Genomic DNA, 13,458 nt, shown 5'->3' with positions numbered 1-13,458 from the left:
AGAAAAAACCGTGTCACAACAGCCGTCACTGATGGAACAGACGCGATCCGTCTTCGTGAAGAGCTTCGTGGTGATCGGCGTTTTCAGTGTCTGTACCAGCCTGCTGATGCTGGCCGGCCCGCTTTACATGCTGCAGATCTACGACCGGGTCATCAATACGGGCAATGTCGATACGCTGATTGCGATCTCGGCCATGCTGGTGCTGGCGCTGGGCGTCTTTGCCTTGCTGGAGGGACTGCGGACGCTGGTGGCGCAGCGGGTTGGCGTCTGGCTCGACCGGAAGCTTTTCGGACCGGCACTGGCCGGCGGCATCGCGAACGCGCTGAACGGCGAGGCCGCATCGGCGCAGGGCCTGCGCGATGTCACCGCCGTGCGCAGCTATCTGGCGTCTCCGGCGATTTTTCCGCTGTTCGATGCGCCGATCGCGCCCTTCTTCCTGCTGATCCTGTTCATCATGCATCCCTTGCTGGGCATCATCGCGACCGCCGGCGCGGTGATCCTGTTCCTGATTGCGCTGGCGAATGAACTGGTGACACGCAAGGCCCTGCAGCAGGCGTCGGGTGCTTCTTCGAAGACCTTCAACGCCGCCGACGCCGCGGTGCGCAATGCCGATGTCATTGCCGCAATGGCGATGATGCCGGCGCTGGCCCGCCGCATCGACGACTCGGCGGAACGCTGGCGGATGCTGCAACTGCGCGCGGGCGGGCGGTCGGGCATGCTGGGCGCGTCGGCGAAGGGGCTCAGGCTGCTGCTGCAGTCGGTCATTCTGGGGGCGGGGGCCTGGCTGGTGCTGCGTGGCGAACTGACCCCGGGCATGATGATTGCCGCCTCGATCATGATGTCGCGCGCGCTCGCCCCTGTCGAACAGGCGATCTCGGCCTGGCAGGGGCTGGTGAACGCACAGGCGGCCTGGCGTCGTCTGAAGGATCTGCTCGCGAACCGCCCGGCCCTGGGTGAGGGGACACACCTGCCCGAACCCAAGGGCGAACTGGTCGCCGATGGCGTGATCTATCAGCCCAAGGGGGCCGCCGAACCCATCCTGCGCGGTATCAGTTTCCGCATCCCTGCGGGGACGGCTGTCGGGATCATCGGGCCGACCGGTTCCGGCAAGACCACCCTCGCGCGGGCCATTGTCGGCACACGCATGCCGCAGCGTGGTGCGATACGGCTGGACAACGCGGATGTCTCGGTCTGGGACCCGCTGGATCGCGGGCGGCATGTCGGATATCTGCCGCAGGACATCGAACTGTTCGACGGCACCGTGAAAGAGAACATCGCGCGCCTGGGCGAAGCCGAGGATGCCGAGGTCATCGAGGCAGCCCAGCTGGCAGGCGTGCACGACATGATCCTGAAACTGCCGCAGGCCTATGAGACGCCGATCGGCGAACGCGGTGCCGCGCTCTCGGGCGGCCAGCGGCAGCGTATCGGGCTGGCCCGGGCCGTCTTCCGGCGACCGCGCCTGATCGTGCTCGACGAACCGAACGCCAATCTGGACGCCGAGGGCGAGGATGCGCTGGTCAAGGCGGTGACCGACCTGAAACAGGCGGGCCACACCATCCTGCTGATCTCTCACAAACCCAGCCTGCTGTCGGCCGTCGACATGATCATGGTGATGCAGAACGGCCAGGTCAGCGATTTCGGCGACGCCAAGGAGGTCATGGCCAAGTTCGGGACCGCCGCGCAGAAACCGGCGATCCGGCAGGTTCATCCGGCTGAGCCGAAGCCATGAGCATGGCGCTCGGGCAGATCGAACCGGCGAGGGGCGCAGCACCCGAACCCGGCCCGCTGGACCGCGATCCGAAACTGGGGATCGGGCGTCTGACCCTGATCGGCGGGCTGATCATCGCCGCATTCTTCCTGGGACTTGGCGGATGGGCCACCTTCGTGCCGCTGAAAAGCGCGGCGATCGCGCAGGGGACGGTGACGGTCGACGGCCGTCGCAAGACCATCCAGCATCTGGAAGGCGGAATCGTGCGCGAGATCCCGGTGAAGGAAGGACAGGTCGTCGAGCAGGGTGAGGTGCTGATCGTTCTGGACGACATCCGCGCGCGCTCGGACGTGAATCTGCTGCGCGGCCGGATGGGGGCTGCGCTGGTGACGCGCGCACGACTGGCCGCAGAACGTGACGGGGCTGACGGCGTGGCGTTTCCGGCGGAGATCGACCGCATGATCCCCGACGAGGAAGAACGTCTGTCACTGCTGGAAGGCGAGATGACGGTGTTCGAGGAACGCCGCAATTTCCTGGACAGCCAGACCAGCATCAACCGTCAGCGCATTGCCCAGTTGCGTTCCGAGATCACCGGGCTGCGCGAGGAGGTTGTCGCCCTGAACCGCCAACTCGACCTGATCGGTGAGGAGGAGAGGGGGCTTTCCAGCCTGGTGGAGAAGGGGCTGGCCCGGAAGCCGCAGCTTCTGGAACTGCAGCGCCAGCAGGCGAACCTGAATGGCGATCTGGCGCGCAACAAGGCGGCCATCGCCCGGGCGCAGCAGCAGATCGGCGAGACCGAGCTGACCATCCTGGACGTGCGCACCCGCTTCCTGAACGAGGTCGTCGGCCAGTTGCAGCAGGTGCAGGGTGAAATCGCCGATCTGCGGGACCGGCTGTCCGCCGCCGATGACGTCATCCGGCGGACCGCGGTGGTCTCTCCGGTACGCGGCATTGTCGTCAACATTCAGGTGAACACGACCGGCGGCGTGATCTCGCCCGGCCAGCCGCTGCTGGATATTGTCCCGGCGGCGGGTGGGCTGACCGTGGAGGCGCGCGTCCTGCCGGGAGACATCGATGTCGTGCACGCGGGGCTGCCCGCGCAGGTACGGATCTCGGCCTTCAAGATCGCGGAGAACCCCATTCTGGACGGTGTCGTCCGGACCGTATCGGCGGATGCGCTGACCGACGAGCGCACCGGCGAGTCCTTCTACGTCGCGCGGATCGAGCTGTCGGACCTGTCGCCGCTGCCTGAGGGCGCGGAGCTTCAGCCCGGCATGGCCGCCGAGGTCATGATCGTCACCGGCGAACAGACGCCGCTTCAATATCTGCTGGAACCCATCCGCATTTCGCTGCGCCGCGCCATGCGGGAGAGTTGAGCGTGAAGTGAGCCGGATGTCCGCCTCACACCGGGAACGCTGTCGGAAAATCGGGCGCCGCGACGTCTGAACCGCTGAAACCGGGTGTGTTGTCCTTTTCGTCGTCAAGGGCGCGCGCCGTTTCGCCGATCAGCGGCTGGCTGCCGAACCTGGCAAGCGTATCGCGGGCGCGCTTCTGCGTCCTGGGTCCGAAGTCGCCGTCGACCCGCAAGGTCACCGATCAGGAACGCGCCATGCAGACCCTCAAGGGCATCGGCGGCAAGCGCCTGACCTATCGGCGGACTGACGAAGCCCAAGCTGCCTAGGCAGAAAGCGCGCCGCTTCTTACGATGGCGTCGGAGGAAGCAATGAGCGATCCGGAAATCTGGTTAAAGTTCGATGAACTAGGCGAGGAAGCTGTGCGCAAGCGCATAGTGATGAAGGCATATGCGGGCAGAAACCTCGTAGCCGCTCAAGAATGGCTCCGCAGTCAAGAAGCATCCCGCAATGATGCGGACAGCTTTGAACAAAGGCGCATCGCACGAAGCGCGAAAAACGCCGCATGGACGGCGGCGATCGCGGCGATGATTGCTGCTATTGCGGCTGTGGTTGCCATAGTTCTCAGTCTTCCTTAGACGGCGGTTTGTCCCGGCCATCCGGGTTGATAGGCTTGTGCGGCTTCGGCGGCGTCTCAAGCATCCGCCTCAACACTTCGTCTCGTTTCTCATCATCGGATTTGTCAGACATGACTCTCAGCTATGAAATGCAGCATCTGCCCGAAGCCTGCCGCCAAGTGGGCACGTATTTCTATCACTGGGCTGGCATGGAACTCCAACTCAACTCCCTGATCGGCAAAGCCCTCAAACTTGAACAGATGGCCGAAGCAATCATCTGCGCAAACCTGAAATTTGCCGACAAGATCTATATCGCAAAGACCACGGTATCAGTCGCTCCGTTCCTGGATAATGATCAACGCACCCACTTCCAGAAACGATTGAACAAGATCAAAGATCAAGCGGTCTGGCGCAATATGCTCGCACACAATGCGTTTGGGCCGCTGGATCAGGAAGACCTGATTGTTGAATTTCTTGTAACCAAAGCGAAAGGCGACCTCAAATTCCCCGAAACACGATGGGACACATCTGAGTTCCATACAAAATATCGCGAGATCGTGGACGCAACCGACCTCTTGATCGAGATGGGCGAAAAGGTCGCCATCATTCCCCGGAATTCTCTTGCTGGGGCGTTGCTGCGGTTCGCGCCCAATCCAGACACGCACCCGCTAGGGCTGGCAGGTCTCCTGTCCCCATCTCAAGAAGATCACACGTCGGAAACGAACTTGCCCACCGATCGAACAGAGCCTCAAACTCCGCCATCATCTGAGGGCTAACCTCATCCGGCACCTGAGTTTTTTCATTCGCGCTCATGTATCCTTTCTCAGGTATATGATCGCGGATTCGCGTGATATATTTCCGGATAAATTCCGGGTTGATATTCATTTTGTTCCAAAGTAGTCATGTTTTTATCCTCGTTGACGGTTCATGACATTGCGTGGATGGGCAAGTTGGTTGCGACGCTGCGGTTCCTGATCTTCCTGTTCTTCGCATTCGCGGCGTCGATGCTTGTGCACTACCTTTCTGACCTGCCGGAGTTGGAGAAACCTTTTCCACCCAGGCCATATGTTGAATGGCCCGGGCTCTGGTATCTGATCCCTCTGGCCTGGGCGGTCCTGACGACCTCATTCGTTTTCGCGGTCATTCTCGACTATCCAAAATTCCGACCCTGGCATCGCTTCGACAAAGCGCTGCTGGCCGGGTTCATCATCGTCATGGGCCCGCTCGTTCTGGTGGGGTTATACGACTGGAGCCTGCCGGGTGAACCGGTCGTGTCCTTCTTTCGCGCACGGGTGCGATTTTTTGAATCTGCCAGCCTCAATCACGCGCTTGCGATCGGTTTTCATGTGGTGACGGCTCTTCTGCTCTGTTCGTTCAGATGGTTCATGCCCAATGGTCCCAGGCTCTGGCCCTACGGCTTTCTGTATCGATACGTGCTGGTGGCCGTGCTGGTTGTACTTCTCTATAGCTATCTTTACCTGACCATCATTTTCGTCATGGGTCGATAACCGGTAAATATATATTTTTACCGGTATTGTCAGGTTTGCTGTTCATGCCACGCCGGGTTGATCATGGCTGTTGGCAGCATCGGGAGGCCGATTGATGTCGTTCTGGCTGCGGGTTCTTTTCGCTGTGCTGCGCTTTGCGGCTGGGCTCGCATCAGTGCTGCTCTTGTCCTTTGCACTCCATGCGGTGTTAAGCAGCGCATTTCCACATGAAAGATTTCCTACGCCATTTCACGAGCGTCCGGGGTTCTGGTATCTGATTCCGCTGGCCTGGGCGGTCCTGACGACCGCCGGGATCTTCGCCGTTCTTCTCGACTATCCAAAATTCCGACCCTGGCATCGCTTCGACAAGGCGCTGCTGGCCGGGTTCATCATCGTCATGGGCCCGCTCGTTCTGGTGGGGTTATACGACTGGAGCCTGCCGGGTGAACCGGTCGTCGAGTTCTTCTATGCGCGAGCGCGGCCTTTTGAGTCCCCGAACTTGAATGAAGCGCTTGCGATCGGTTTTCATGTGGTGACGGCTCTTCTGCTCTGTTCGTTCAGATGGTTCATGCCCAACGGCCCCAGGCTATGGCCTTACGGCTTTCTGTATCGATATGTGCTGGTGGCCGTGCTGATCGTGCCACTCTACTATTATCTGTTCCTGATCATCATATTCGTTATGGGGTGATGATTGATCGTTTGGCAGTCCGTGCGGTGGGATCGGTCGGGCTGTCCATTCGGCAACCGAACCGGAACACTTTCCCCGCGTGCGCAATGAGGCTAGGTCTCTTGCAGGATCCGTTTGAGGGAAGAACCCCGGAATGACTGCGCCGAAGACACGCCGTGTATTGTTCATCGTCGAGAACCTGCCGAGTCCGTTCGACCGGCGCGTCTGGCAGGAAGCGACGACGTTGCAGCAGCATGGCTATGAGGTCTCGATCATCTGCCCGACCGGCAAGGGCTACGAGCAGAAATACGAACTGATCGACGGCATCCATATCTATCGCCACAACCTGCCGCTGGATGCCAAGGGAGCGAAGGGCTATGCGGTCGAATATTCGGCGGCGCTGTTCTGGGAGTTCGTGCTGGCGTGGCGGGTCTTCCTGACGCGGGGCTTCGATGCGATCCACGCCTGCAACCCGCCCGACAACATCTTTCTGATCGGCGGGTTCTTCAAACTGCTGTTCCGCCGGAAGTTCCTGTTCGATCACCACGACATCAATCCGGAACTCTATGAAGCCAAGTTCGGACGGCGCGACTTCTTCTACAGGGTGATGCTGGCGTGGGAGCGCTGGACCTTCCGCACCGCCGACGTCTCGATCGCCACGAACGAGAGCTACAGGAAGATCGCCATCGAGCGCGGCGGCATGGACCCGGACCGTGTCCATGTCGTGCGGTCCGGTCCGTCGCTGGAGCGCATGCGGATCATCGACCCCGTGCCGGAACTGAAGAAGGGCCGGGCGTATCTGGTCGGCTATGTCGGCGTGATGGGCGCGCAGGAGGGGCTGGACCTGTTGCTGGAAGCCGTCCGCCACATCGTTCACGATCTGGGCCGCACGGACATTCAGTTCGGGCTGGTCGGCGGCGGGCCCGAGCTGGACGAGCTGAAACGGATGGCCATCGATCTCGATATCGCCGACTTCGTGACCTTCACCGGTCGCGCGCCGGATCAGGAACTGCTGGAGATGCTGAACACGGCGGAGGTCTGCGTAAATCCCGACACCTGGAACGAGATGAACGACAAGTCCACGATGAACAAGATCGTGGAATATATGGCGCTGGGCAAACCCATCGTGCAGTTCGACCTGACCGAGGGACGCTTCTCGGCGCAGGACGCCTCGCTCTATGCGGCGAAGAACGATCCGAAGGACCTGGCGGCCAAGATCCTGGAACTGCTCGCCGATCCGGAGAAGCGGGCGGAAATGGGCCGCGTCGGGCGTCAGCGCGTGGTCGACGTCCTGAGCTGGGATCACGAGGTGCCGAGGCTGCTGGCCGCCTACGACCAGCTTTTCGAAGGAAGGTAGCGCCTTGGCGCGGGCGGTCGCGGCACGGCAGCCGGACATCCTTGGCCCGGTCCTGATCGCAGCGGCGGTGCTGTTGACCTTGCTGACAGTCCTGAATTTCTTCGTGCTGGACCGGTACGCCGTCGCAGGCGGCACGGTGTCGGTGCTGCCGGCCGGGGGCGTGGTTCTGACCAATGACGCGCCGGATGGAATCGCGCGGCGTGAGTTTCCGGTGCCGCTGGATCCCGATATGCAGTTCATTCGTCTGACAGCCGTCGCCGAGGGTTTCGACATCGTACCCGGCGGTCGCGCCTGGCACCGGGGGCGGATCGTCTTTCTGCGCAGCGACCCGCAGGGCCGCCACATCTGGGACCTGCCGCATGTCGTCGCCCTGTTGAAGGGCAATCCCGTCAGGTGGACGTTCACCGAGATCTTCCGCAGCGACCGCGAGGCCTCGGCGCTCACCGCGCGTCTCGAACTGCTGAAGGCGACCGGAACGCTGAAGGTCTACAGCCTGACGGCTACCCCGATGCGGGAGGCGCATGGTTTCCGCGCGGCGCTGAACGCGCTTCTGGCCGGATGGATCGCGCTCGGACTTGGCGCAAGCTGGTGGGTCTGGCGGCGCGTTCGCCGGGGGCGATGGCTGACCGGACTGGCGTGGCTGGTCTGTGCGCCCGTCCTGATCCTCAGCGTGCTGCCTGCGGACACCACTGCTGCGGCCGGGGCGGTCGCGGTCAAGGCTGTGGATCTGGTGGCCAGTGAAACCGCGACGGTGCAGGAGAAGACCGCCGCCGTATCCAGCAACATGTTCTCCATCGCCAAGCTGGGTCATGTGATCATGTTCCTCGGCGTCGGCTTCGCGATCGGACTGGCGCGCGGACGGTCTTCCACGGTCGGGATATGGCTGCTTGCGGTCGGCTACGCATGTCTGTGCGAGATGCTGCAGCTCTACAGCCCCAACCGGGCCCCCGCCGGGTTCGACCTGATGCTGAACAGCGTCAGCGCGACGGCCGGTTTCGGCCTGTCCTGGGTGCTGCTTCGGATACCTGTTCTCAGGCCGCGATTTCGTCCCTGACCTGACAGCGCCACATCACCCGGCGCGCGGAGGCGTCGAAGGACTCGCGGCGGTGAATGGTGGAGCGATTGTCCCACACCAGCAGATCGTCCGGTGACCAGGTGTGCGCGTAGGTGAACCGGTCCTGTGTGCACCAGGCCCACAGATCGTCCAGCAGCCGGTCGCTTGCCTCGACATCCAGGCCGACCACCCAGCCGTTGGTCCGGCGCCCCAGATAAAGGGCGTCGCGACCGGTGACGGGATGCTTGCGGATGATCTGGTGGCGGGCGCCGGGGGCCCTGGTCACATCGACCACCTCAGACATGCCCTTGCGCAGATCGCCTGCCGACGTGTAGGTGGAATCATGGTTGACCTGACGCCCCGCAATCGCATCGCGCAGGTCAGCCGGCAATTCTTCCAGCGCGACGTACATGTTGCCGAACCATGTGTTGCCGCCATCGGTCACGACCTCGCGGCCATACAGCACCGAGGCCGAGGGCGGGGCAGGGATGTAGGACATGTCCGTGTGCCATTCGGCCTCACCGCTGCCGAGCGCGCCGATGGGCTTGCCGTTCTCGACCACGTTGGAGATCACCCACATCTCGGCGGCTTCTTCGTCGCGCTTGCGGGCCTCGCTCGCGGGCGGCGGTTCCAGTTCGCCGAAGCGGCGGCTGAAATCGCAGAGCTGTTCGGGTGTCAGGTGCTGGTCCCGGATAACGATCAGACAGCGGTCCAGCCAGGCCTGCCGGATCCGGGCGAAGTCGGCATCTTCGAGGGCGCTCACGTCGATGCCCGAGATCTCCGTGCCGATGACCGGGGTCAGGTCGCGAGTCTGCATGGGGTCTCTCCCGCGTTCTTCTGTGCCTCTCTGGCATATTCGCTTCGCGCCGAGGCGGCAACACCAGCCCTGGCAGTGCTTCTGCGCCTGCGCCGTTTCGGTTCGGCAATGGGCGTGGCCGCGTAGATCTGTTTCTGTGCCTCGATCATGGTCACGCCGGCAAACCCGGGCCAGAGCCGGGTGCCGACCCGTTCCATCACCCGGCTGGCCCGCAGGATCGGGCGCCAGCCGACCGGCGGAAAATGCAATCCGCTTTCCACGCGATCGGACTGAAACATGCTCGACCGCAGCAGACGGATCATCTGCCCCTGCGAATAGGGATGGCCGTGTCCGAAGGGTGTTGCCTCCGCCCGGCTCCACAGGCCGCGCCGGTTGGGCACGATGAACAGGGCGCTGCCGCCGGCGTTCAGCACTCGCCAGATCTCGCGCAGGAACGGGCGCACGGTCTCGCTGGTCTCAAGGGCGTGCACGACCAGGATGCGTTCGAAACTCTGGTCGGTCAGCGGCAGTTCCAGTTCGTCGGCCAGCAGCACGCGGTTCGGCCCCTCGCGTGGCCAGAACCGGACACCCTGATTGGCGGGCATCAGCGCGACCACGCGTTCGGCCTCGTCCAGATAAGGGCGCAGGAACGGTGTGGCATAGCCGATGCCCAGCACGCGCTGTCCGGACACGTTCGGCCAGAACGCCCGGATGTCCGTTGTCAGATGACGGCTTGTCACCTGCCCCAGATGGCTTTGATAGAACTGGCCAAGATCGACGATGTCAGGACGCCACATGACGCTTTTTTATCATGTTTTCAGACGGGGCCGCAGCATTTCCTTGGCCGCCAGCAGCGCGCCGCCGGTGATCAGCAGACAGGCGATTGCGATGATCCATGTCAGCATCGCCTTGCCCGCCAGAACCAGCACGATGGTCGACAGCAGCGGTGCCAGATAGGCGGCGGCGCCCAGCACCCGGATGTCGCCGTGCTTGGTGCCGTGATCCCAGAGGAAGAACGCACCGCCGACCGGGCCGAGGCCCAGCGCGAGCACGGACAGCCATTCCAGGATGCCGTCCGGCCAGACCGTCTGCTCCAGCATGAGGTGCAGAACGAAGGCGAGGATGGCCGTCACACCGCAGAATCCGCCGACCGCGTCCGTCGGGACATTCTTGTAGCGCCGGTTCAGGACCGAATACCCCGACCAGATCAGGGCGCAGGCCATGGCGGCGAAATAGCCCGATGACAGGCTGGCAAAGCTGACCCCCTTGGCTGCAACGATCAGGACAGCCCCGGCAAACCCCGACAGCGCGCCGAGGACATGAAACCAGCGCAACCGCTCGCCCGGAAGCAGTGCCGAAAACAGCACGATCAGCAGGGGCCAGAGATAGGCAATCAGGCTGGCATCCACGACCGGCGCGTTGCGCAGCGCCACGAAGTACATGGCGTGATAGCCGAACAGCCCGGCGACACCCAGAATCCAGGCACCCGCCGGATGCCGGAGTCTGCGCAGCGGGTTCTCGCCACGCGCGATCCAGATGCCCAGCGCAATGACGAAGGCGACGAGGAAACTCATCGCTGTCAGCTGCAGGGGCGGGACGTCGCCCGTCGCGGCGGTGAACAGCGCCAGTAATGCCCAGAGCAGGATGGCACCGATGCCGATCAGGGTTGCGCGGGAGCGGTTCGCCGTCATTCTGTCGCCCGAGCCTTCTGGAGAGAGATCGAATGACACTTGTCCTATTTCATACCGCCGAAAGCAATGTCGCGGTGTTCGATGCGGCGGCGCAGGCGGCGGGATTTGGTCGGTCGATGCGTCATGTCGTGCGGGCGGACCTGCTGAGGGCCGCTGAAGATGCCGGTGGCCTGACGGATGAAATCCGGCAGCGTTCCGCAGATGCGATGCGTCGGGAACTGACCGGTGCGCTGGTGTGCACATGTTCGACCATCGGGCCCGGCGCAGACGATCTGAGCGCCGAGGGGATGGACGTGGTCCGTGTCGACAGGGCGCTGGCAGAGGCGGCGGTGAAAGGGGCATCCCGTGTCGCGGTGCTGTTCGCGGTCGAAACGACAGAGGGGCCGACCCGCGATCTGTTCGAGCGCGTCGCAGAGCAGATGAACCCGCGAGCCTCCATCGAGATGGTGCACGTTGCAGGTGCCTGGGAAAAGTTCAGGGCGGGCGATGCCGACGGTTATTTTCAGGCGATTGCCGATCGGGCGGCCGCGCTCGATTCCGGCTTCGATGCGATCGCATTGGCACAGGCGTCGATGGCACCCGCCGCCCGGCTCTGCCAGCGCAAGGTGCTGACGTCGCCGGGCGCGGTCTTCGCGCGGATGAAGGGCTAACCCGCGCGTTTCATCTCAGCTGAGTCCTGCAGGCGATAGGCCACCAGATCCTCGATCGACAGCACGGGATAGCCATTGGCCCTTCCGAAGGCGCAGATCTCCGGCAGGCGCGCCATGGTGCCATCCGGGTTTGTGACTTCGCACAGCACCGCGGCGGGCTTGAACCCGGCCATCGTGGCCAGGTCGACGCTGGCTTCCGTGTGGCCGCGCCGGGCCAGCACGCCGCCTTCCGACGCTCGCAACGGGAAGATGTGCCCCGGACGTGCCAGATCGGCAGCGCGGGCCTGTGGCGCGATGGCTGCCCGGACCGTCGTCACCCGATCCGTGGCCGAAACGCCGGTCGTCACGCCTTCGCGGGCCTCGATGGAGACCGTGAAGGCGGTGCCCATCGACGAGGTGTTGTCGGCGACCATCGGCGGCAGGTCGAGGCGGTCGAGCAGGTCGCCCCGCATCGGCAGGCAGACGATGCCGCTGCATTCCCGGATCAGCGTCGCCATCTGCCGCTCGCTGACGGTTTCGGCGGCGAAGATCAGATCGCCTTCGTTCTCCCGGTCCTCGTCATCGACCACCAGCACGCCGTTGCCCAGCCGGAAGGCTTCAAGCGCCTTCTCGACGCGCTCGACGGGTGTGCCGAACTGCGCCAGCAGGGACTCGTGGCCTATGGAATTTCTCATTGAAGTCTCGGTCTGCATGTTGTCCTCCCGCAGATGTCATTGCGGAGACTCATGCTCAGGGCGTACAGCCGACAGACGGCTGCATTCAACGCGCACCACGCCTTGCGGTGTGGCTTGCATCGCTCTCTCTCCCATCCGGACTTTAACCGTCGGCTCTGGAATTTCACCAGATCTGCTTGACCCAAGGCGGTTCCGAAGAACCGCCGAGGCGCTCGCGGGCTTCGGGGCGAACCCCGTTACCGCCGGTCAGGAATTTCACCCTGCCCTGAGAAAGCGTCACCTATTCGAATTTCGCGACTCGAAAGCCGCGCCCCAGAAATGATGCGACAGAGCGTTTTCGTCAACTGCGCTTTCGACATCACGACATTGCATGCCGGTGAAAGTGTCATCCCCGTTTTGCGCAGCAAACACGGGGATCGGTTTCAGGAAGTGGCTGGTTCAGCCCGATCCCCGCGCAGCGCGATGCGCTGACGGGGATGACGTTTCTCTACGTCGCCGCGATTTCCTTCAGCACCCTGATCGTTTCCTGCGGGCGGTCGAGCAGCAGGTGGTGATAGGCGTCTTCCATCTCGACGAACGTCACGTGCGACGGCGCGATCTCCTGCATGAAGGCCATCGTCTCGGGCGTGCACAGTGCGCTGAGACTGCCCCAGAGCTTGGTCGCCGGAATCTCGATACGCGGGAAGTAACCTGCTTGCTCCTCCCAGAAATGCTTGGCGAACGCGGGGTGGCCAAAGATGTTGGTGCGCGCCTTCCAGGTCCAGCCCTTGCGGGTTTCCATGACGCCGGTCTCGGCGATGTAGGCGACCGCGTAGGGCGTGACGACCGGCTGTTCCGGGATTAGCCGGAACCGCTCCAGCGCGATCTCCATCGACGGGTAGGCGCGCTTGGCGACGCGGGGCGGGCCGGGGCGGTCGGTGTCGGGGCGGTAGACCGGCGAATCCACCATCACGAGGCCCCGGATCAGGTCGGGATGATCGACGGCGACACGCATCGACATGCCGCCCCCGAAACTGTGCCCGATCAGCAGCGGCGGGCTGTCGAAACCCATGTCCCTGATGACGGCGACGATGTCGTTGGCGAACCCGTCAGGTGTCACCAGCTGCCGTTCTTCCGAATCGCCCATGCCCGCGAAGTCCAGCGCCGCGACGCGGTAGTCTTCGGCCAGCGCAGGCGCGATGAAATCCCACCAGCCGCTGTGCGCCGCATTGCCGTGACAGAGCACGATGCCGGGCGCGCCTTCCTCGCCGCGCACCCGATAGTGAATCTTCGCGCCGCCGCTTTCCGCAAAGCGTTGCTCCCACGGGCTGTCGACCGCCTGGATAAACCAGTCGGGCGCGCTCTCACGCCAGTTGCTCATGTTTGTCTCCCCAAAGCGTCTCGACTTCCTTCATACTGCAGGCAG

General features: G+C 63.3%; 15 protein-coding genes and 1 riboswitch. Of the genes, 10 read left to right on the top strand and 5 right to left on the bottom strand.

The annotated features are described in order from the left end of the window. Positions 1 to 31 precede the first annotated feature (31 nt). The 9 genes from ACN0X7_RS05920 (at position 32) to ACN0X7_RS05880 (ending at position 8,242) form a co-directional block, all read left to right on the top strand. Complete coding sequence (locus ACN0X7_RS05920) at positions 32 to 1,729, top strand: type I secretion system permease/ATPase (RefSeq protein WP_417515107.1); 1,698 nt, start codon at positions 32 to 34, stop codon at positions 1,727 to 1,729. After that, positions 1,726 to 3,084, top strand: coding sequence for an HlyD family type I secretion periplasmic adaptor subunit (locus ACN0X7_RS05915; RefSeq protein ID WP_417515105.1), 1,359 nt, complete (start codon positions 1,726 to 1,728; stop codon positions 3,082 to 3,084). Before ACN0X7_RS05920 ends, ACN0X7_RS05915 begins: the two co-directional genes overlap by 4 nt. 89 nt (positions 3,085 to 3,173) lie before the next feature. Continuing rightward, complete coding sequence (locus tag ACN0X7_RS05910) at positions 3,174 to 3,389, top strand: hypothetical protein (RefSeq protein WP_417515103.1); 216 nt, start codon at positions 3,174 to 3,176, stop codon at positions 3,387 to 3,389. 42 nt (positions 3,390 to 3,431) lie between these two features. Next, positions 3,432 to 3,698 carry a hypothetical protein gene (locus ACN0X7_RS05905; protein ID WP_417515101.1) on the top strand — a complete coding sequence of 89 codons (267 nt, stop codon included), beginning with the start codon at positions 3,432 to 3,434 and terminating at the stop codon, positions 3,696 to 3,698. A 110-nt stretch (positions 3,699 to 3,808) separates the two neighbouring features. Beyond that, on the top strand, positions 3,809 to 4,453 hold the full coding sequence (locus ACN0X7_RS05900) for a hypothetical protein (RefSeq protein WP_417515100.1): 645 nt from the start codon (positions 3,809 to 3,811) through the stop codon (positions 4,451 to 4,453). Between the two features lie 165 nt (positions 4,454 to 4,618). Then, entirely contained in the window at positions 4,619 to 5,185 is a 567-nt protein-coding gene (locus ACN0X7_RS05895) for a hypothetical protein (protein ID WP_417515098.1), read from the top strand. Between the two features lie 94 nt (positions 5,186 to 5,279). Further along, positions 5,280 to 5,852: a hypothetical protein gene (locus ACN0X7_RS05890; protein WP_417515096.1), complete on the top strand. Its 573-nt coding sequence runs from the start codon at positions 5,280 to 5,282 to the stop codon at positions 5,850 to 5,852. Between the two features lie 133 nt (positions 5,853 to 5,985). Then, entirely contained in the window at positions 5,986 to 7,188 is a 1,203-nt protein-coding gene (locus ACN0X7_RS05885) for a glycosyltransferase family 4 protein (protein ID WP_417515094.1), read from the top strand. Positions 7,189 to 7,192: 4 nt separating this feature from the next. Continuing rightward, positions 7,193 to 8,242, top strand: a complete 1,050-nt coding sequence (locus tag ACN0X7_RS05880; protein WP_417515092.1) for a VanZ family protein — start codon at positions 7,193 to 7,195, stop codon at positions 8,240 to 8,242. Here ACN0X7_RS05880 and ACN0X7_RS05875 read toward each other — a convergent pair. The 3 genes from ACN0X7_RS05875 to ACN0X7_RS05865 are packed head-to-tail and all read right to left on the bottom strand — an operon-like array spanning position 8,220 to position 10,729. Next, positions 8,220 to 9,059, bottom strand: coding sequence for a TauD/TfdA dioxygenase family protein (locus ACN0X7_RS05875; protein ID WP_417515090.1), 840 nt, complete (start codon positions 9,057 to 9,059; stop codon positions 8,220 to 8,222). The genes ACN0X7_RS05880 and ACN0X7_RS05875 overlap by 23 nt on opposite strands. Continuing rightward, the gene (locus ACN0X7_RS05870; RefSeq protein ID WP_417515088.1) at positions 9,041 to 9,835 is read right to left on the bottom strand and encodes a class I SAM-dependent methyltransferase; all 795 of its coding nucleotides are present in this window, start codon (positions 9,833 to 9,835) and stop codon (positions 9,041 to 9,043) included. Before ACN0X7_RS05870 ends, ACN0X7_RS05875 begins: the two co-directional genes overlap by 19 nt. 12 nt (positions 9,836 to 9,847) lie before the next feature. Continuing rightward, positions 9,848 to 10,729: a DMT family transporter gene (locus ACN0X7_RS05865; protein ID WP_417515086.1), complete on the bottom strand. Its 882-nt coding sequence runs from the start codon at positions 10,727 to 10,729 to the stop codon at positions 9,848 to 9,850. Between the two features lie 32 nt (positions 10,730 to 10,761). On the opposite strand from ACN0X7_RS05865, the gene ACN0X7_RS05860 reads away from it, so the two are divergent. After that, entirely contained in the window at positions 10,762 to 11,379 is a 618-nt protein-coding gene (locus tag ACN0X7_RS05860) for an Asp/Glu racemase (protein WP_417515084.1), read from the top strand. Here the strand turns inward: ACN0X7_RS05860 and ribB are convergent. Continuing rightward, positions 11,376 to 12,053, bottom strand: a complete 678-nt coding sequence (ribB, locus tag ACN0X7_RS05855; RefSeq protein ID WP_417515082.1) for a 3,4-dihydroxy-2-butanone-4-phosphate synthase — start codon at positions 12,051 to 12,053, stop codon at positions 11,376 to 11,378. The two genes, ACN0X7_RS05860 and ribB, sit on opposite strands and share 4 nt — an antisense overlap. Positions 12,054 to 12,172: 119 nt before the next feature. Continuing rightward, positions 12,173 to 12,330: riboswitch (FMN riboswitch) on the bottom strand. Positions 12,331 to 12,540: 210 nt separating this feature from the next. Next, complete coding sequence (locus ACN0X7_RS05850; protein WP_417515080.1) at positions 12,541 to 13,413, bottom strand: alpha/beta fold hydrolase; 873 nt, start codon at positions 13,411 to 13,413, stop codon at positions 12,541 to 12,543. Positions 13,414 to 13,458 lie beyond the last annotated feature (45 nt).

The sequence above is a fragment of the Minwuia sp. genome (assembly GCF_048263705.1).
In the GTDB taxonomy this organism is placed as follows: Bacteria; Pseudomonadota; Alphaproteobacteria; order Minwuiales; family Minwuiaceae; genus Minwuia.
This window is presented reverse-complemented; position numbering and strand designations above follow the sequence as displayed.